At 62.5% G+C, this 18,549-nt stretch carries 17 protein-coding genes; 3 read left to right on the top strand and 14 right to left on the bottom strand.

Annotation, left to right across the window (positions count from 1 at the left end; genetic code table 11):
- Positions 1-63: 63 nt before the first annotated feature.
- On the top strand, positions 64-999 hold the full coding sequence (locus ACSW29_RS06160) for a methionyl-tRNA formyltransferase (RefSeq protein ID WP_347871741.1): 936 nt from the start codon (positions 64-66) through the stop codon (positions 997-999).
- 14 nt (positions 1,000-1,013) lie between these two features.
- On the opposite strand, the gene ACSW29_RS06155 is transcribed toward ACSW29_RS06160, so the two are convergent.
- The gene (locus tag ACSW29_RS06155) at positions 1,014-2,780 is read right to left on the bottom strand and encodes an ABC transporter ATP-binding protein (RefSeq protein ID WP_448277409.1); all 1,767 of its coding nucleotides are present in this window, start codon (positions 2,778-2,780) and stop codon (positions 1,014-1,016) included.
- A gap of 23 nt (positions 2,781-2,803) precedes the next feature.
- On the bottom strand, positions 2,804-4,558 hold the full coding sequence (locus ACSW29_RS06150) for an ABC transporter ATP-binding protein (RefSeq protein WP_448276843.1): 1,755 nt from the start codon (positions 4,556-4,558) through the stop codon (positions 2,804-2,806).
- 156 nt (positions 4,559-4,714) lie between these two features.
- Here ACSW29_RS06150 and ACSW29_RS06145 point away from each other — a divergent pair, with 156 nt between their 5' ends.
- Both ACSW29_RS06145 and ACSW29_RS06140 read left to right on the top strand, forming a co-directional pair.
- Entirely contained in the window at positions 4,715-4,888 is a 174-nt protein-coding gene (locus ACSW29_RS06145) for a hypothetical protein (protein ID WP_214886961.1), read from the top strand.
- Positions 4,889-4,991: 103 nt separating this feature from the next.
- Positions 4,992-6,455, top strand: coding sequence for an alpha,alpha-trehalose-phosphate synthase (UDP-forming) (locus tag ACSW29_RS06140; protein ID WP_230815097.1), 1,464 nt, complete (start codon positions 4,992-4,994; stop codon positions 6,453-6,455).
- A gap of 90 nt (positions 6,456-6,545) precedes the next feature.
- Here the strand turns inward: ACSW29_RS06140 and ACSW29_RS06135 are convergent, their stop codons facing one another.
- From ACSW29_RS06135 to ACSW29_RS06080, 12 genes are all read right to left on the bottom strand, one after another.
- On the bottom strand, positions 6,546-7,112 hold the full coding sequence (locus ACSW29_RS06135) for a twin-arginine translocation pathway signal (protein ID WP_230814891.1): 567 nt from the start codon (positions 7,110-7,112) through the stop codon (positions 6,546-6,548).
- Positions 7,109-7,882: a hypothetical protein gene (locus tag ACSW29_RS06130; protein WP_448276842.1), complete on the bottom strand. Its 774-nt coding sequence runs from the start codon at positions 7,880-7,882 to the stop codon at positions 7,109-7,111. Before ACSW29_RS06130 ends, ACSW29_RS06135 begins: the two co-directional genes overlap by 4 nt.
- Positions 7,882-9,276, bottom strand: coding sequence for an MCE family protein (locus tag ACSW29_RS06125; protein ID WP_448276841.1), 1,395 nt, complete (start codon positions 9,274-9,276; stop codon positions 7,882-7,884). Before ACSW29_RS06125 ends, ACSW29_RS06130 begins: the two co-directional genes overlap by 1 nt.
- On the bottom strand, positions 9,273-10,505 hold the full coding sequence (locus ACSW29_RS06120; protein ID WP_448276840.1) for an MCE family protein: 1,233 nt from the start codon (positions 10,503-10,505) through the stop codon (positions 9,273-9,275). Before ACSW29_RS06120 ends, ACSW29_RS06125 begins: the two co-directional genes overlap by 4 nt.
- Entirely contained in the window at positions 10,505-11,809 is a 1,305-nt protein-coding gene (locus ACSW29_RS06115) for an MCE family protein (protein WP_448276839.1), read from the bottom strand. The genes ACSW29_RS06120 and ACSW29_RS06115 overlap by 1 nt, the downstream gene beginning before the upstream one ends.
- On the bottom strand, positions 11,806-12,864 hold the full coding sequence (locus ACSW29_RS06110) for an MCE family protein (protein WP_317828346.1): 1,059 nt from the start codon (positions 12,862-12,864) through the stop codon (positions 11,806-11,808). Before ACSW29_RS06110 ends, ACSW29_RS06115 begins: the two co-directional genes overlap by 4 nt.
- Positions 12,861-13,880 carry an MCE family protein gene (locus ACSW29_RS06105; protein WP_283307096.1) on the bottom strand — a complete coding sequence of 340 codons (1,020 nt, stop codon included), beginning with the start codon at positions 13,878-13,880 and terminating at the stop codon, positions 12,861-12,863. The genes ACSW29_RS06110 and ACSW29_RS06105 overlap by 4 nt, the downstream gene beginning before the upstream one ends.
- Complete coding sequence (locus ACSW29_RS06100; RefSeq protein WP_448276838.1) at positions 13,880-15,064, bottom strand: MCE family protein; 1,185 nt, start codon at positions 15,062-15,064, stop codon at positions 13,880-13,882. Before ACSW29_RS06100 ends, ACSW29_RS06105 begins: the two co-directional genes overlap by 1 nt.
- An 11-nt stretch (positions 15,065-15,075) precedes the next feature.
- On the bottom strand, positions 15,076-15,927 hold the full coding sequence (locus tag ACSW29_RS06095; protein WP_283307006.1) for an MlaE family ABC transporter permease: 852 nt from the start codon (positions 15,925-15,927) through the stop codon (positions 15,076-15,078).
- Between the two features lie 64 nt (positions 15,928-15,991).
- Complete coding sequence (locus ACSW29_RS06090; protein WP_003945687.1) at positions 15,992-16,756, bottom strand: MlaE family ABC transporter permease; 765 nt, start codon at positions 16,754-16,756, stop codon at positions 15,992-15,994.
- 487 nt (positions 16,757-17,243) lie between these two features.
- Positions 17,244-18,161, bottom strand: a complete 918-nt coding sequence (locus ACSW29_RS06085; protein WP_230814882.1) for a 3-oxoacyl-ACP reductase — start codon at positions 18,159-18,161, stop codon at positions 17,244-17,246.
- A gap of 109 nt (positions 18,162-18,270) precedes the next feature.
- The gene (locus ACSW29_RS06080) at positions 18,271-18,462 is read right to left on the bottom strand and encodes a ferredoxin (RefSeq protein WP_007734330.1); all 192 of its coding nucleotides are present in this window, start codon (positions 18,460-18,462) and stop codon (positions 18,271-18,273) included.
- Positions 18,463-18,549 lie beyond the last annotated feature (87 nt).

Genomic DNA, 18,549 nt, shown 5'->3' with positions numbered 1-18,549 from the left:
CCTAAGCTGATGGGTGGTCGTGTGACCGCAACCCCAGCCCATGCTCGTCCAGGAGGACCCCCGTTGAGAGTCGCTACGCTCGGATACCAAACCTGGGGCCACCGTACCCTGCAGGCCTTGATCGACTCCGATCACGAGGTCGTACTGGCAATCACACACCCGAAGAGCGAACACGTCTACGAACAGATGTGGGCGGACTCGGTTGCAGATCTGGCGGCCGAGAACGGTGTACCCGTTCACGTGGCGAACAAGCCTGACGACGCCTTCAAGGCCGCGCTGGCGGAAGCGGCTCCCGACATCATCGTCGCCAACAACTGGCGCACCTGGCTGCCGGCGGAGGTCTTCGACGCACCCAAGTACGGCACCCTCAACATCCACGATTCGCTGCTGCCCAAGTACACGGGCTTCTCCCCGCTCATCTGGGCTCTGATCAACGGCGAGGAAGAAGTCGGCCTCACGGCGCACCTGATGGACGAGGAACTCGATGCGGGCGACATCGTGCTGCAGCGATCGACGACGGTCGGCCCCGCGGACACCGTCACCGATCTGTTCCACCGCACGATCGACATGATCGGCCCCATCACACTCGACGCCCTGGATCTGATCGCGTCCGGGCGGACCGACTGGACGCCGCAGGACCGATCGCAGGCCACGTTCTTCCACAAGCGTGCACCGCAGGACAGCCACGTCGACTGGTCCTGGCCCGCCGAGGTCATCGAGCGTTTCGTCCGGGCACAGTCCGATCCGTACCCCAACGCTTTCGCGGAGTTCAAGGGCCAGCGCATCCGCATCCTGAAGGCGTCCGTCTCACGCGGGCACTACGGCGGAACCCCCGGCCGAGTGTTCATCCAGGAAGACGACGGCATGGTGATCGTCGCGGGCCCCGACGCGTGGTCGGGCAAGAACAAGGGACTGCGGATCGAGCGCGTCCGACTCGACGACGGCAGCGAGTACACCGCCGCCGAGTTCTTCCCCCACGGCGGCGGGTACCTCACCTGATCGTCTGAACGCCCTCAGTCGCGACCCTCCCAGGCCGCCCACAGTTGCGCGTAACGCCCGCCCGCGGACACCAGTTCGCGGTGCGGGCCTTCTTCTACGATCTGCCCGTGTTCGAGCACGATCACTCGGTCGGCGCCCGCGGCTTGGGTAAGCCGGTGTGCGACAACCAGAGTGGTGCGGCCCTCGGTAGCGGCTTCGGCAGTCGCTTCCAGTTCCCGCGCTCCGGCGCTGCCTGCCTCCGCTGTCGCTTCGTCCAGTACAGCGACGGCAGGGTCGGCCAATACCAGTCTCGCCAAGGCCAACTGCTGTGCCTGCGCCGCCGTCATCTCGTGCCCGCCCTCGCCCACGACGGTCAGCATTCCCTCGTCGAGAGCATCAACCCACTCGTACGCGCCGACGGTCTGCAGCGCAGCGGCTACGTCCTCGTCCGAGGATTCGGGAGCGGCCAATCTCAGATCCTCGATCAGGGGTCCGGCAAAGACGTGGACCTCCTGACTCACGATCGCGATGTGGCGTCGTAGGTCATCGAGGTCGGAAAGCGGGACGCCGCCGATCGACACCCGCCCCGACGTCGGAGTGATCGAACCGGCGGCGATCGCAGCAAGCGTCGTCTTTCCGGCTCCGGTCGAACCGACGAGCGCCACCCGCTCCCCCGCTCGCAGGCTGAGCGTCACTCCGTGGAGTACCTCATGGCCACCGTCGTAGCTGTGCCGGATGTCGTCCAAATGAAGGGAGCCGTCGGTCGGAACGGAACCCGTATCCGTCGAACCTTCCGTTTCGGGGATCTCGACAACGCCGACCAGTCTCGCGAGGCTGGCGCCGGCGGACTGCACTTCGTCGAAGGTGTAGAGCAGCGAGCCGATCGGGTTGAACAGGCGATGGAACAGCAGCGCAGCCGTCGTTGTCTGACCGACTGTCACGACGTCCTCACGAACCAGCAGGAATCCGACGACGAGGATCATGGACAGGCCCACGAATTCGGCGCGGTTACCGCGCCCGGCGAATCTCGTGAACAGGCCGAACACTCCGACGGCCAGATCACGCGCTTTTGCCGACGCTGCATCGATCTGACCCAGATGTTCCTTCTCGAGGCTGTACGCGCGGACAGTCTTGGCCCCCTGGAGACTGCTGATCAGCGCTTGTGAACGAGCGCCCATCGCTGCCCGCTCGGCAGCGTAAACGGGAGCTGATCGTGGCAGGTACCACTTGAGTGCCAGCGCGTACATCGGCAGCGCGACCATTCCGGCGAGGCCGAGCCGCCAGTCAAGTCCCAGCATGGTCACCATGCTCAGAGCCACGAGCAGGACCGCCGCGATCATGCCGGGAACCACGTCGGACACAGCCTTCGCGATCACCGACACGTCGTCGCCGACGCGTGAGAGCAGATCGCCCTTGCCGACCTTCTCGACGGTCTGGATCGGCAGGCGCAATGCCCGGTCCACGGTTCGCTCACGCAGGTCCGCCAGGATCGTCTCACCGAGTCGCTTGATCAGATAGGCGGCCACACCGGTGAACACACCGCCGACGACTGCTGCGGCGGCGATGATCACGACCACCCCGACGATCGTCGACGTGGGCGCGTTGTCCCGGACCCGGTCGACCAGGACACCGAAGACGTATATCGGCACCAATGCCATCGCCGACGCCGAAGCCGCGACGATCAGGACCAGCAGGCTCTGCATCCGGTGTTCGGCCAGCGCTGCCCGCAACCACTTCCAGGTCTGGCGACCACTCGCGATCGGCAACAACTCGCGCTCGGTCACCTTCTCCGCCGCCGGCATATCGGTTGTCATGTCCGTGGCCGTCACCGCAGCACCGCTCCTCGGTAGTTCGCGTCGCCGCGAGAGAGTTCGGAATGTGTGCCCGTCGAGGCGATCACTCCGTCGTTCAACACGATCACTCGATCCGTCACGGCCAGCAAGGCCGGGCTGCTGGTGATCAATACCGTCGTGTGGATGCCTCCGGCACCCTCGTGCCGCAGTTCAGCGATTCCTTCGGCGATCGACGCCTCGGTCACCGCGTCTACCGCCGTCGTCGGATCGTGCAGGACCATTACGGGTGCCTGTGCCACCAAGGCGCGCGCGAGGGCGACGCGTTGCCGCTGGCCTCCCGACAAACTCGCGCCCCGATCGGTCACTTCGAGGTCGAGACCGTCTGGATGTGCGTCGACGACATCCGCCGCTGCCGACGCCACCAGAGCGCTCTGGATGTCGAGAGCAGCAGCATCACCGGCGCCCGCGGTCACGTTCGACGCGAGCGATCCGGAGAACAGATCGGTGATGTGCGGCTCCACCAGCACCGTGCGGCGTGCCAATCGCAAGTCCATGTCGGACAGGCTGATTCCGCCCACCCGAACCACTCCGCGATACGCGTCCTGCGCCAGCTGACCGGACAGGACAGCGACAAGAGCGTCGGCGTCCTGCGGTTGATAAGCCACGACGCCCAGCAGTTCTCCGGCAGGCAGGTGCAGATCGATGCCCTTGAGGGATTTGTACTCGACGGCGTCGAGGGTCAGGTCGGTACCTTCGAGATCGGTCTGCGAACCCGCTCCCCGCAACGGCTCCGCGTCCAAGACCAGTGCCAGACGATCCGACGACGCGCGCGCCACCGCGAAGTATCCGGGAATCGACGCGAGTAACCCGAGTGGTTCGATGATGAACTGCGCAAGCCCCACCACGGTGATCAGTTCACCGACCGTGATCCGGCCCTGCAACGCGAAGTATCCCGCGAATCCGGCAACACCGACGGCGAGCAACGCACTGATGGTCGCGGCAACGCCGGTGTAGATACCGGTTGCCTTCGCCGTGCCGATCGTCGAAGCGAGCGCCTGACGGCTGACCGTACGGTAGCGCGCCGACGCGGTCTTCTCGCCCCCGATACCGCGCAGCGGACGCAGTCCACTGACCAGATCCGTAGCCATCGCCGACGCCCGAGCGATCGACGCCTGCTGACCGGTGGCCCGCGACGTGATGAGCGGCGCCGCCAGTTGCAGCAGACCGAGAATGACCGGAGTACCGATCAGAACGGCCAGTCCCAGCCACAGATCGATCCACACCAACGCCACCGCCGACGCCACCGCAGCGGTCAGGGCCGCCGCGGCGCGCGGGACGATGTCGGCGATCCACGAAGTCTGCTCGGCGTCCGAGGTTGAAACCGTCAGCAATTCACCCGATCGCAGATCAGTACGCACCCCACGCGGGTCGAGGACGCGGTGCGCCACCTCGAGCCGGAGACGATGAGCCTCCTGCTGCATCGCGGTGACGATGAACCGGGCGCCGAAACGCCACGCGGCCGTCAGAACGAGAAACAGAGCCGCGAGACCGAGGATCGAGACGATCAAGGCCGTGGTGTCCGAAGTCTCCACTGCACGGTCGATGATCACACCGATGGAGATCGGCACCGCCGTCTCGGTGAGTTGGTGCAAACAGACCAGGGCCGTGCCGATAGTGAGTGGGCCACGGTTGCGGACCAGGACGCGTCGCAAAATCGCAGCACCGCTGTGTTTGCCACTCTCCGGCTCGTCCGAGTCGACGGTCACACTCGAGGGGGTCGAACTCATGGAACTCCAAGCATCGATGGAAGCGATAAAGTTAAGTACGCAGATAAGTAAGTCGACCCTAATACATGAGCAACTAGCGTCGACACGCCCAGTTCTCATAGAGTCGCGAGTAAGAATCATTGCTTGCGCCGTGCAGGCAAGCACGAGAGGAACATGATGGCTGAGAACACGACCGTGGAAACCGAGATCGCGGACGAGGAAATCGAGACCGTCGCCGAGGAAACAGCGCGCATGGCGCAGCGCGTTGTCGCTGCCTACGCGGAAGATGCCGACGAGTGCAGGATGCTGCTCTCGATGCTCGGTATCTCCCCCGCCGCCAAGCTCGACTGAATCTTTCCCTCACCGACCGAGAAGGAACCACGTGCCTGTCAGTCCGGATTCGACCAGTTCAACCCTTTCTGACAGCGCACCTGCTTCTTCGACCGGTGACACCGTGTCCGGGCAGGCCGAGTTCGTCGTCGTAGCTAACCGCCTGCCCGTCGACTTGGAACGACTTCCCGACGGCACCACCCGTTGGAAGAGAAGCCCCGGTGGACTGGTCACCGCCCTCGAGCCGATCCTGCGCAGCAATCAGGGCGCCTGGGTGGGCTGGGCCGGCGTCCCAGACGCAGACCTCGACCCGATCGTCGAAGACGGACTCGAGCTCTACCCCGTGCCGCTGAGCGCCGAGGAGATCAACGAGTACTACGAGGGATTCTCCAACGCCACCCTCTGGCCGCTCTATCACGACGTCATCGTCAAACCCGAGTATCACCGCGAATGGTGGAACGCCTACGTCGAGGTGAACCGGCGGTTCGCCGAAGCCACTTCCAAGGCAGCGGCACAGGGCGCGACCGTCTGGATCCAGGACTACCAGCTGCAGTTGGTACCGAAGATGCTGCGGATGCTTCGCCCCGACCTCACCATCGGTTTCTTCCTGCACATTCCGTTTCCCCCGGTCGAGCTGTTCATGCAGATGCCGTGGCGCACCGAGATCGTCGAAGGTCTCCTGGGCGCCGACCTCATCGGCTTCCATCTTCCCGGCGGCGCACAGAACTTCCTTTTCCTGGCGAGACGCCTTGCCGGGCAGCAGACTTCACGCGGAACCGTCGGCGTGCGTTCCAAACTCGGTGTGGTGCAAGTAGGTTTCCGCAGCGTCCGCGTCGGCGCCTTCCCCATCTCCATCGATTCCGGCAAGCTCGACGAACTCTCACGCACCAAGGCAATTCGGGACCGCGCCAAGCAGATTCGCAAAGAACTTGGAAACCCCAAGCACATCATGCTGGGTGTCGACCGCCTCGACTACACCAAGGGCATCGACGTCAGGCTCGCCGCCCTCCACGAACTTCTCATGGAGAAGCGCATCGATCCCGCCGACACCGTCATGGTGCAGTTGGCGACCCCGAGCCGCGAACGCGTCGAAAGCTACGTACAGATGCGCGGAGACATCGAGCAGAAGGTCTCCCGAATCAACGGCGAGTTCAGCGAAGTCGGCCGCCCCGTCGTCCATTACATCCATCGGCCGATCCCACGCGACGAACTCGTCGCGTTCTTCGTCGCTGCCGACCTCATGCTGGTCACGCCGCTTCGCGACGGCATGAACCTGGTCGCGAAGGAATACGTCGCCTGCCGCAGTGATCTGGGTGGCGCATTGCTGCTCAGCGAATTCACCGGTGCTGCAGCAGAACTCCGCCAGGCATTCCTGTGCAATCCTCACGACCTCGACGACGTCAAGGATTCGATGGAGAAGGCCCTCAATCAACCGCGAGAGGACGGCCGACGCCACATGCGCGCGTTGCGTCGTCAGGTCCTGACGCACGACGTCGACCGCTGGGCACGTTCGTTCCTCGATGCGCTCGCGCACGGCGGCGCAGCAGGCCCAGCGCTGATCGCCCCGGCCGAATCTGGAGAGCACTGAGGTCAAGCATGCAACAGGCTGGAGCCGAGGAGATTAAATCTCCTCGGCTCCAGCCTGTTTCACGTCCGGCTCCAGCCTTCGTGTGTTTGATCAGAAGGGTTGGACGTTGTTCACGAGCCAACGCCCGTCCTGCTTCTCCAGACTCATCTTGACGCGACTGCCACTGGCAACGGCTTCGGGCGACTCCGAAGACGTGGTGATCTGATTGAGGAACAGCATCGTCGTCGCACTGTCTGCCTCGGCGTCGAGAACCGCGGCGCCCTGCACGACCACCTGAACGGTCAGCGACTTTTCCTTGGCCCCCGGAATGATCACCGATTCGATCAGATTGGTGAACGTGCCCTGGAAATCACCCGTCAAACCATCTGTGGCCGCATGCAACTGCTGGTCGACGTTGTTGTAGTCGTACTGGAACATCGCTACCGCCTGATCGGAAGAAGCCTGCGCCACTTCGTCTCTGGTCTGATCGATTGCTGCGGTGTCACGCGTTCCGTCCGGGCCGAAGTAGAGATACGCCGACACTGCCGCCAACGCGATGGCCACTGCACTGATCACACACAGAACGATGGCGAGCGGTGAGACGCGCTTGGGTTTCGGCGAAACCCCGGTGGCCTCGGTCTTTTGCTTGGCCGTCTCTGGGACTTCTTCTGGGGTCATGGCACAAACTCCACATTCGAGGCAAGCAACTGCCCGTCGACGTCGCACATGGTGATTCGGAGTCGGTAGTTGCGTTCGGCGGGCGCTTCGTCACCGTTCTTCTGCATTGCTCGCACCGCGACAAGGGAAGTCCCACAATCGCCGTCTGACTTCTCGAACCCGGCCTCGAGCACCTCACCGTCGGTCTGAACTCCGGCCTGCCCGAGGACGTCGACAAACGAATCCTTACGACCGTCGAACTGCGACTTGAACTCGTCGGTGGTGCCGGCGAGGAACTTGTCGAGGTCGGCGGCCGCTGTATCCGCATGCAGGGTCGTCAGATTCAGTGCGGTGGTCCGGGCTCCGGCCACGTAGCGCGCTCGGTCCTCGTCGGCATTGGACGCCTTGTTTCGATCGACGAGGAGAAACACCGTCAGGGCAGCAAGAGCAATGGCGATCACCGAAGCAACGGCGATCCCGACTACCAGCCCGGCCTTGGGCTTCGAACGAGCAGGCGTGGTGAAACTTCCGCCGGCCGTGGCGGTTTCCGAGCCACTGCTGACGACCTTCTCAGGTGGAGTATCGGTCTTGCCCAGAGAAACTGGGACCGCCGACTTCTGTTCAGCCGGCTTCTGTTCGGCTGTCTTCTGTTCGGCCGGCTTCTTTTCGGCTGGATTCTTTTCGGTGGGCACTACTACCGCGGCAGCGTCTGCATCCGCACCCGTGGGTCCGGCGCTGCGCGACGCGCGACGGCGCACCCGCTGCCCGGCCTGTGGATCTTCGTCTGTCATCAACCCTGCTGACCCTTCATGAACTGTTCGAGACTGACGTCGCCGCCACCGAGGTTCGGTTGCGAGTACGTCCTTCCGTCCGGCCCGATGTACTTGCCTGTAATCGGATCGTACCGACGCGCCGAGACCGAAGGCGTCGACGTGTACGAACTCGGGGTCGCGGTTATCGGTTCCGGAGGCCCGGATTGCGGGTTGGTGCCCATCGGTACGTAGCCGGAACGGCACTGCTCGACCGTTGCCGCACGACTTCCCGGATACTCCGCGCAGGGAAGGTTTCTCGCGCCGCGCACCGCGATCGGCGAATCCTGGGCAACCTGACAGAAGAGGTCTGACGGCGTCTCGATCGGTGATTCGTCCTTCGGGCTACGCCACTGATCTGCGGGCAGGAATCCTGTAGTGCACGGCGGCGGGTCGTTGACCTCCATGTGGAAGTCCACCAGCGCACCGTCCGCAGCCGGACCGGAGCCGGCCACCGTGACCAGCGCAGCGGCCAGTGGCGGGTAGATGACCAGAATCTGCTCAATCGCGTTGTTGTAGATCACGCCGACCTGTCCGACGGACACCAGGTTCGCCAGAAGAATCGGCAATGTCGGCTGCAAGTCTTGCAGGAGTGCATTCGCCTCCGCTGCTGCAGCCGGTCCCTTCTGGATGATGGCACGCAGATCTGGGTCGCTGGCTCGGAGCTGGTCGGTGAACGTCACCAGATTGCTTGTCCAGGAACGGATGGCGTCGCTGCTGACCACCTGAGTGTCCAGGAGCGGACCGGCCTGCTCGATCAGCGTCTTGGTCGCGTCGGAATTGTTGTTCGCTTCCTCGACGAACAGCCGAGCCGAGTCGATCAGCTTCTGCAGATCCGGGCCGGCACCGTTGAACGCCTTGAAGGATTCGTCGATGACGGTCTTGAGTTTGGTGTCGGAAATGCTCTGCAGCAACATATCTGCCTGGTCGAGCATCGCGCCGACATCCTGCGGGATGCTGGTTCGGTCTTCGGGAATCACCGATCCGTTCTCGAGATGACCGTCCACCACGATCGAACCGGAACTGTCGGTGTGCGGAATCAGATCGACAAACTGCTCGCCGATCGCCGACACGCTCTTGACTGCTGCGTCGACGTCCGCGGGCACCTTGACGCCGCTCTCGAGGGAGAGACGCGCATTCACGCCCGTCTCCGACAACTCCACCGCGTTCACGACGCCGATGGTCTGACCGCGGTAGGTGACGTTCGAGTTCTTGTACAGTCCACCGGTGGCGGGCAATTCGACGGTGACGTCGTATCGGCCGATACCGACCATCGCGGGAACACGCACGTACTGGGTGGCCATCACGATCAATCCGACGACCGTCAAGACGGCGAAGATGGTGAGCTGGATGCGGACGAACTTTGTGAGCATCATGGTGCCGGTGCCCCCTGAGGAAGTCCTGGAATGTTGATCGGCGGGAGTCCCGGAATCTGAATGGTATTCGGATCCGCCGCCGGAGCCTGGTCTGCGGGAGCCTGTGCGGGTGGCACGGCAGGCTTGAGCGGATCGCTCAACGGGTTGCCGGTCTGTCCGGCCAGCCCCGCCTGCTTGCCCAACACGCCTTCCGGTCCGGAGAGCGTTCCGGCCAACGGAGTTCCGGTGAGGAAGTTCGCGTCGAGTCGGGGCAGCGAGATGTCGATGGTCATCGCCAGGTTGGCGTAGTCACCGCGAATGACGTTGTCGATTCCGTTCTGTGGGAACGGGAACGTCAAGAGGACTCCGAGAACCTGGGTGAGGGCATTACCCGAATCCGCCAAGGCTTTCAGAGTCGGCGACAGCGCTCGAACATTGGTCGCGAAATCGTCACCGCTCTCCTGGATGACGCGACTCGCCACCTCGCTGAGACCACCGAGTGAGGTCAAGGCGTTGGTGATGTCCTGACGCTGAGCGACAAGAACCTCGAGTGCCGGCGGAATTCCTTCGAGTGCTTTGTTCAGGGTGTCACGCTGGGCCTCGACCGTCGAGGACAGTCGATCGAGTCCCTCCATCGCCGAAACGATGTCGCCTCGTTGCTTGTCCAGGCTGCCGACCAGCTGATCGAGCTGAGGCAGGAGGTCGCGAACGGAATCTTCGCGCCCACCGAGAGCTGCGTTGAGTTCCTTCGTGATGTCTTGCACCTGAGCGAGACCGCCGCCGTTGAGCACCACCGACAGCGACGACAGCGTCTGTTCCGTCGTCGGGAAAGCGCCTGCCCGCTCGATCGGAATCAAGTCACCGGCTTCGAGTCGGCCCTCGGGCTCCTCCCCGACCGGCGGCGCCAACTCGATGTGCTGAGAGCCGAGCAAGCTGGTCTGACCGATTTTTGCCGTCGCATTGGCCGGCAACTGAACCTCGGGGTTGAGTGACACCGTCACCAGAGCGTGCCAGCCTTGAACCTCGATGTTCGAGACGCTTCCCACTGCGACGTCATCCACCCGGACGGGCGAATTCTGCGACAGCGTAGTCACGTTCGGCATCTCGATCTGAACCTCGTACGCGCCTTCGCCCCGTCCCTGAGTGCCTGGCATCGGCACTGAGTTGAGGCCGTTCCATTCACAACCGCTGGTGCCGAGAGCCACTGCTGTGGCCAACACGGCAACCGTGGTCTTGCGAGCTACCCGCATCAGTTCCCTCCGCCTATGTTGAAGAGTTCGGCGAGATCCTTGGGAACACTCGTCATGGGAGCACCTGACATCGGTCCTGCGACGGTTTCCGGCTGATTCTGACTTGCCGCTTGCAATCCCGGCTCGGTGTAGACGATCTGATCCGGGAAAGCCTGCACGCCCGCGACCGGGTTGAACAGGAAACCGGGGTAATTGCCGATCATCGTGCTGAGCACCGGTCCGAGGTACTGCTTGCACAGATCGGCACTGTTCTGGGAGTTACCACTGTCGATGCCTTCGATGGAACCGCAGATCCACTGGATCGGATTCTTGAAGTTACTCAGTGCAATTGCGCCGGTCATGCTGCCCTGCGCCGGCTTGTAGATCTGGTAGAAGTTGGCCAGCGACGTCGGTCCGGAGTGCAGAACCTGCTCGATCTCGGGGCGCTTGTCCGTCAGTACCTGGGTGGCATCGGCCAGACGCGCGACCGATTCGCTCAGTCCCTCGCTGTTGTCCTTGACGAACCGCTGAACGTCGCCCACAGCCAGGTCGAGATCGCTGAGTGCGGAGCCCAACTCGTCGGAACTGCTCGCGAGAACGCTTGTCACCGAAGCGAGATGACCACTGAACTGCACGATCTGCTCGTTGCTCGAGGACAATGCAGTGACGAACGCCTGCAGGTTCCGAATGGTGGAGAACAAATCGGTCCGGCCTTCGGACAGCGTGTGCATCGTGGCCGAGAGTTCGCGCAGCGTCGACCGAATGGACTCGCCGTTGCCGTCGAGATTCGTTCCCACGGTGTCGATGAATCGTCCGAGGGAGCCCTGATCGTCCAGACCTTCCGGTCCGAGTGCGTCCGACAGTTTGGTGAGCTCGGTCTTGATCTCGTCCCACTCCACCGGTACGGCGGTGCGCTCGATCGGGATCTCGCCGCCGTTGGTCATCTGTTCCCCGCCGGAGTACACCGGGGTCAATTGCACGAAGCGTGCGGACACCAGGCTTTGAGCAACGATGAGCGCCTTGGCATCTGCCGGAACGTCCACGCTCGAATCGATCTTCATCTCGACGTAGGTGTCTCGATCACGCGGTTCGATCTTGGTCACCTCGCCGACGTTGACACCGAGCACTCGCACGACGTCGCCCTCGTAGAGACCGGTGGTCGAGACGAAGTGCGCGGAGATCTTGGTCTTGCCCAGGCCGGGGATGAAGAGGTAGGCCGCACCCGCCACGAGCAGCGCGACCAGCACACCCGCTCCGATCAGCACCCACTTCTTGCGCGAGTTGGTGGAGCCCTGTGAGTCCCGTGAATCCAATGTCTCGGTCATTCTCCCGGCCCCCTGATCGTCGGCGGAAGACCGGGGAAGAAGTCTTCCAGGTCGCCCGGCACCTGCTCGGGCGCAACGCTGGTGTCCACCAGGGTCTTCCACCAGTTGCTCGGCAGAATGTTGATGATGAAGGCATCGAAGAACGGGCCGCTGGCCACGGTCTCACCGAGCGCGGTGATGTACGGTCCGAGGCCGTCGAGCGCCCCGGCGATGTTGTCCTTGTTCTGCTGAAGCACCTCGGCGACGGAATTCAGTTTCTCGAGAGTCGGCCCCATCTGGGCCTCGTTCTCCTGCACCAGCGCTGACAGTTGGCGTGAGACTGCTCCGGTGTTGACGATCAGTTCGCTGATCGCGTCACGCCGGAGGCTCAGTTCGGCAAACAGCTTGTTGCCGTCGACCAGCAACGAATCGATCTGACCGCTTCTGTCGGCGAGGATCTTGGTGACATCTTCGGCCCGCGAGAGCAATTGGAGCAGACTTTCGTCGCGCGAGTTGATGCTCTGCGAGAGCCTCGTCATTCCGTCCAATGCGGTGCGAAGTTCCGGCGGAGTATCGGCCAGCGTGTCCGAGATCGCGTTGAGCGAATCGTTGATCTGTTCCGTGTCGAGTTCGGACACCGTGGTCCCGAGGTCGCCGAGCGCGTCGTTGAGCGAGTACGGGGAGTTGGTGCGTTCGATCGGAATCGGCGTATCCGTACGCAACAGTCCGGATCCTTCCGGCCGTACCGCCAACGACTTTCGCCCGAGAACCGTGTTGGTCTTGATGTCGGCAGCTGTCTGCTCGCCCAGGGCGACACCGTCCTGAACGGTGAAAGTGACCAGTACCTTCTGGTCGTCGAGTTCGACGTCGCTGACCTTGCCGACATTCACGCCGGCCATGGTCACGTTGTCGCCGGCGACCAGCCCGCCGGCATCTTGGAAGTACGCCGAGTAGCGAATGCCGCCGTTGATGAACTGGAGTTGATCGTATTGAAGCGTGGCACCGACGGTTGCCACCGCCAGGACGAGACCGATGACACCGATCTGTACCGGATTGCGTTCACGGGTAGGGGTCATGAGACTTTTGCGCACCTTCCCGTGTCCTGGACTGCCGTGGGCAAGATGATCGTCGTTCCGTCAGGTCCGGAGAACTTGAAAGTATTGGCGCACAGATAGAACTGGAAGAACGCTCCGTACGTGCCCACTCGGATCAGCTTCCGGTAGTCGGACGGCAGACGACCGAGAGCGGTGTTGATGTCGTCCTTGCCGAGGTCCAGCTGCGTCATCGTTCGGTTTGTCTCTCCGATCAGGGTCTGGATGTCCGGACGTGTCGCCTGCAGCAACGACGCGAGATCTCCGGTCGCGCCGGCGATCTCGGTGATCGAGTTACCGATCGGGCCACTGTCCTTCGCCAATCCGCTGACCAACTGCTGGAGCTGATCGATCGTGGTGGAGAACTGATCACCCTTGTCGTTGATCGTGCCGAGTACGTCGTTGAGGTTGGTGATGACGTCCCCGATCAGCTGATCTCGGTCCGCCAGCGTATTGGTGAACGAACTGGTGTTTCCCAGAAGTGAAACCAGCGTTCCGCCCTGGCCTTGGAGTACCTGGAGCAAGGCCCCGGAGAGGTCGTTGACCTGCTGGGGATCGAGTGAGCGCAGCAGGGGCTTGAACCCCCCGAGCAGTAGGTCCAGATCGAGAGCGGGTGAGGTCTGGTCGACCGGAATGGATCCACCCGACGGCAGCGTCTCGGTGGAACCGGCGCCCTCGAGCAGTTCCATGTAGCGATCGCCCACCAGGTTCTCGTAGCGCACAGTCGCTTTGGTGCTCTTCATCAGCGAGTACTGGGTGTCGACGTCGAACTCGACCTCAGCCTGGTTGGAGTCACCGATGGACACTCCGGTCACCGACCCGACCGGAACACCGGCGATACGTACCTTGTCGCCGGACTTGAGTCCCGATACATCCGAGAAGGTGGCGTGAAATCCGTTGCTGCTGCTGAAGCGCACCTGACTGAAGACGATCGCCAGTCCGGCGAAGATGACCGCCATGACGACGGTGAAAATCAGCAGCTTGACCGTGGTCGGTCTCATCACTTCCCGTCTTCCTGCTCGTAGGAGTCACCGAAGAGATACTGGAAAATGGTCGGCACGGTTACGCGCAGTTCGGTGTTGGGAACGAAAGGCACGTTGCCGGTGTTGGTGACTGCGAACGGGGCATGCCCGTCGACCTTCGGATCGAATTCGGGCAGACCATAACAATTGGGTCCACCGGAGGCCGCGACCTTGGGGAGAGATTGCGGGTTCTGGTACGCCTCGGCGCCGTACATGAAGCTCGCACTCAGCATCAGTGCCGCTTTGTCCCCGGTGCCGGCCAGTGGCTCGAACTTGATCCGGCCGTCGTTCAACCCGACGATGAAGCACGTCAGACCCGACGAGTACTTGTCGAGCAGGGTCGTCGTCGCGGTCAGAGTGTCGAGGGCGGTGGTCAGGTTCTGCTCGTTGTCGGTCAACAACGCGTTGCCGGTGTCCGCGAGGCCGGTGACGTTCAGCAACAGCAGGTCGAGGTTTGCCTGCTCCGCCACGATCGATCCGCTTGTCGCGGTGGCGTTGTCGAGGATGCGCATCAGATCCGGTGCCACGTCGGCGTACAGGTTGGTGACATCGGCGGCGCCGACCAAGTCTTCCTGGAGCTGCGGCAGAACCGGATTCATCTTCTTCAGATAGGTGTCACCGAGCTCGAGAACCTCACCCAGCGACTCGCCGCGTCCGTTGAGTGCGGTGGAGATCGCGCCGAGTGTGGCGTTGAGCTTTTCCGGTTCGATCTTCGCGAGTACGTCCGAAAGATGTTCGAAGACACTGTTGAATTCGACGGTGACGCTGTCCGAAGCGATGACGGCACCCTCTTGGATCGGCTGGGTCGAGGCATCGTCGGGAATCACGATGTTGACGTACTTCGCACCGAACACCGTGGTGGTCTTGATTTCCACCCGGGCGTTCGACGGAATCTTCGACATCTGGCCCGGATCCATCGCCAACTTCAGGTTTGCCTGGTCGCCGACGAGTGAGATCGATTCGACGCGGCCGACCTGCACTCCGCGCAGCTTCACCTTGGCGTTCGGTTCCATGACCAGGCCGGCACGCGTGGACGTCACGGTGATGGGCGTGCTCTTGGTGAACCCACCCGAGAACATGGTCAGGGCAACGGCAACGATCGCCACGAGTCCAAGGACCAGGCCGGCTGCGGCCAACTTCTTGTGCCATCTGGGTACGGTCATCGCTTGCCCGCCTATCCCGACAGGTTGAAGTTGCCGGACCCGCCGTAGATGGCGAGTGAGATGAGCAGGGTGACCGTGACGACCGCGATCAACGAGGCGCGCACTGCGTTACCCACCGCGACGCCGACGCCCACCGGGCCACCGGTTGCGTTGAAGCCGTAGTAGGTGTGGATCAGCATGACGGCCAGGGCCATGACTATCGCCTGGGCGAACGACCACAGTATGTCCGTGGGTATCAGGAAGGTCGTGAAGTAGTGGTCGTACACGCCGCCGGACTGGTTGTAGAGGAACACCGTCGCAAAGCGGCTGGCGACGAACGACGCGATCACCGCCAGTGAGTACAGCGGGATGATCGCGATCATGCCTGCCATGACGCGGGTGCTGACCAGATACGGAATCGACGGGATCGCCATCGTCTCCAGGGCGTCGATCTCTTCCGAGACACGCATTGCACCGAGCTGCGCGGTGGAACCGGCGCCGATGGTCGCGGCGAGGCCGATTCCGGCGATGACCGGCGCCGCGATGCGAACGTTGATGAAGGCGGCGAAGAAGCCCGTCAGTGCTTCCACACCGATGTTGCCCAGCGAGCTGTAGCCCTGAACGGCGATGGTTCCACCGGTGAACAGTGTCAGGAAGCCGACGATCACGACGGTGCCACCGATCACGGCGAGCGCCCCTGTACCCATGCTGATCTCGGCGATCAGTCGCAGAGTTTCACGCGGATAGCGCATCAGCGCTTTGGGAGCGTGGCCGAGAGCCTTCGCGAAGAACAGCGCTTGATCACCGATGCTGTCGATACCGCGAGAGATCGATCCGATCTGTCGACGTGTGCGCGGGAAGCGTCCCGCTGCGGCCAACGCCATCAGATCTCCTCCCGTCCGTCGTTTGTCGTTCTGTCCACTTCGATCTCTCCAGCTGCCGTGTGCCTCATCCGGCCGTCAACTTGATACCGATGGTCGTGATGAGCACGTTGACGACGAAGAGCGCCATGAACGCGAACACGACGGTCTGGTTGACCGCGTCACCGACGCTCTTGGCGCCGCCCTTGACGTTGAGTCCGAGGTAGGCCGCAACCAGGCCGGCGATCATGCCGAACAGTCCTGCTTTGACCATGGAGAGCATGAGCTCACCGAATCCGGTGAGCAGCGTGATGCCGTTGACGAAGGCGCCGGGGTTCACGTCCTGGATGAACACGGAGAAGACGAAACCGCCGAGGATGCCGATGGTGCAGACAAGTCCGTTGAGGAGCAGCGCCACTCCCGTCGACGCGAGCACCCGGGGAACGACCAACCGGTGGATCGGATTGATACCGAGCACCTTCATCGCGTCGATCTCTTCGCGAATGGTTCGGGCCGAGAGGTCCGCGCAGATGGCGGTCGCGCCGGCGCCGGCGACGATCAGCACGGTAACAATGGGGCCGACCTGTGTGACGGTACCGAGGGCAGCTCCGGCACCACTGAGGTCGGCTGCACCGATCTCACGCAAGAGAATGTTGATGGTGAAGCTGACCAGCACCGTGAACGGGATTGCGACCAGCACCGTCGGCACCATCGAGACTCGGGCCACGAACCAGGCCTGATCGATGAACTCTTGCCGCTGGAATGGGCGGGAGAAGACTGCCCTCAAGGTTTGGGCGGACATCTGAAAGAAGCCACCGACCGCTCGTAATGGCACCTCGACGAGGTCTACCATTCGCCCTCCTCGTCCTTGGTTGCCGCAGTACTGTCTGTTCTCATAGTCCAGCCCCCGACAGCTTGTGACTCAGGTCATATTAACTAGAACGTGTTCACCTGTCAAAAACAAGTGTCCAACTCTAAGAAGTAGCCTCAGGGCGCCGATCCGAAACCCGAGTATTCGGACCATGGGAAGCATCCCTTTTCGGTGGAATTTTCGCCGAAATATCCTGGAAGTTAATACTTTTGAATGATCAGCGCTTCTCGGTGTCGGATCGAGACCCATTATCGCGACAGCCTTGTCCGGGCACGTCGATCGAATATCGCATCATTCACAGGAATGCAAAATTGGAACACAGTCCAGTTTTTTCGAGACCGTTGGTCTCTTTACAGAACGCAGGCGGATTACCGCGCTCACCGACTCGTGAACACGCTATTTCTACCAGGAAGTGGACACGTAGACCCGCCTAAGTATGAACAACGGTCCTACGTGTCGCACGCACCAATCAGCCCAGCGCTCGCAGGGCCGCTGACGCCGAGAACATCTTTGCCGGGTCACGGCCTGCGAAATAGTCACCCATCACCGCGGACAGCGCTTCCGGAGACCAGGAATCGCCGTCTGCGTCGAACCTCTGCTCGACGACGGGCGCCGCCATCAGCGCAACCATCGGGCCGTACACCACGAATACCTGACCGTTGACGGCGTCGGCCGCCGGTGATGCCAGGTACGAAACGAGCGACGCCACGTGCTCGGGTGAGAGCGGATCGATACCGTCGGTCGGTGCGTCACCGAACACGCCTTCGGTCATCGACGTCCTCGCCCGCGGGCAGATCGCGTTGGCACGAACGCCGTAGCGCGAGAGCCCACGTGCGGCCGACAACGTCAGCGCCGTGATTCCGGCTTTTGCAGCGCCGTAGTTGGGCTGCCCTTCCGGTCCGAGGAGGCCCGCCTCCGAAGAGGTGTTGACGATGCGCCCGTACACCGGCGCACCGGCTTCCTTCGATTTCGCCCGCCAGTAGGCAGCGGCGTTGCGGCACAAGAGGAAATGGCCTCGAAGGTGAACCTCGAGTACCAGATCCCAGTCTTCGTCGGACATGTTGAACAGCATCCGGTCACGCACGACGCCGGCATTGTTGACGACGATGTCGACACTGCCGAACTGCCCCTGCGCTGCTTCCATCAGTGCGTCGGCAGTAGAACGCTCACCGACGTTGCCTGCCACGAATTCGACCTTGGCGCCGAGGCCCCGGATCTCCTCGAGTGTTGCTTCGACGGCCTCGTTCGGGGCCAGATCGTTGACGACCAACGACGCACCGGCCTTCGCCAGACCGATGGCCTCGAACTTTCCGAGCCCCGATCCGGCACCGGTCACGATGGCGACCTTGCCTTCGAGACTGGTTTCTGGGCTGTTCACAGCATTCATCGAAGCGCTCTCCCGGTTCTTTGCGGTCGTGTGTCGAGTTACCCGGCTCGATTGCCGTGACCCACGAGTTCGCAACTTTAGAACGTGTTCTTGTTTTGGGCAACCATCGTCACGGATGTTCGGTCAGCGCCGCACGCGGGCACTGAGCGATCGCGGAACGGACATCTTCCCAGCGATCCTCCGGCGGACGTACGGAACTGATCACGAGCTCCTCGTTGTCGTCGAGGTCGAAAATATCGGGGGCGATCCCGACGCACACACCGTTTGCCTCGCAACGGTCCAGATCAACCCTGACCTCCATGGCGATTCCTCTTCTCTACTCACAACTACTGGCACGAACACGGATACGAAACGAGTGCCGCAGGGCTGTGCCGCACACCGTTCCTGG

It is taken from the genome of Rhodococcus sp. GB-02 (genome assembly GCF_053470465.1).
This window is presented reverse-complemented; position numbering and strand designations above follow the sequence as displayed.

Excerpts from the sequence above, each read along its gene's own strand:
- ACSW29_RS06100 (WP_448276838.1), bottom strand. The coding sequence starts at position 15,064 with ATGACCGTACCCAGATGGCACAAGAAGTTGGCCGCAGCCGGCCTGGTC.
- ACSW29_RS06155 (WP_448277409.1), bottom strand. The coding sequence starts at position 2,780 with ATGCCGGCGGCGGAGAAGGTGACCGAGCGCGAGTTGTTGCCGATCGCG.
- ACSW29_RS06090 (WP_003945687.1), bottom strand. The coding sequence starts at position 16,756 with ATGGTAGACCTCGTCGAGGTGCCATTACGAGCGGTCGGTGGCTTCTTT.
- ACSW29_RS06105 (WP_283307096.1), bottom strand. The coding sequence starts at position 13,880 with ATGAGACCGACCACGGTCAAGCTGCTGATTTTCACCGTCGTCATGGCG.
- ACSW29_RS06145 (WP_214886961.1), top strand. The coding sequence starts at position 4,715 with ATGGCTGAGAACACGACCGTGGAAACCGAGATCGCGGACGAGGAAATC.
- ACSW29_RS06120 (WP_448276840.1), bottom strand. The coding sequence starts at position 10,505 with ATGCGGGTAGCTCGCAAGACCACGGTTGCCGTGTTGGCCACAGCAGTG.
- ACSW29_RS06135 (WP_230814891.1), bottom strand. The coding sequence starts at position 7,112 with ATGACCCCAGAAGAAGTCCCAGAGACGGCCAAGCAAAAGACCGAGGCC.
- ACSW29_RS06130 (WP_448276842.1), bottom strand. The coding sequence starts at position 7,882 with ATGACAGACGAAGATCCACAGGCCGGGCAGCGGGTGCGCCGTCGCGCG.
- ACSW29_RS06080 (WP_007734330.1), bottom strand. The coding sequence starts at position 18,462 with ATGGAGGTCAGGGTTGATCTGGACCGTTGCGAGGCAAACGGTGTGTGC.
- ACSW29_RS06125 (WP_448276841.1), bottom strand. The coding sequence starts at position 9,276 with ATGATGCTCACAAAGTTCGTCCGCATCCAGCTCACCATCTTCGCCGTC.
- ACSW29_RS06150 (WP_448276843.1), bottom strand. The coding sequence starts at position 4,558 with ATGAGTTCGACCCCCTCGAGTGTGACCGTCGACTCGGACGAGCCGGAG.
- ACSW29_RS06095 (WP_283307006.1), bottom strand. The coding sequence starts at position 15,927 with ATGGCGTTGGCCGCAGCGGGACGCTTCCCGCGCACACGTCGACAGATC.
- ACSW29_RS06115 (WP_448276839.1), bottom strand. The coding sequence starts at position 11,809 with ATGACCGAGACATTGGATTCACGGGACTCACAGGGCTCCACCAACTCG.
- ACSW29_RS06110 (WP_317828346.1), bottom strand. The coding sequence starts at position 12,864 with ATGACCCCTACCCGTGAACGCAATCCGGTACAGATCGGTGTCATCGGT.
- ACSW29_RS06085 (WP_230814882.1), bottom strand. The coding sequence starts at position 18,161 with ATGAATGCTGTGAACAGCCCAGAAACCAGTCTCGAAGGCAAGGTCGCC.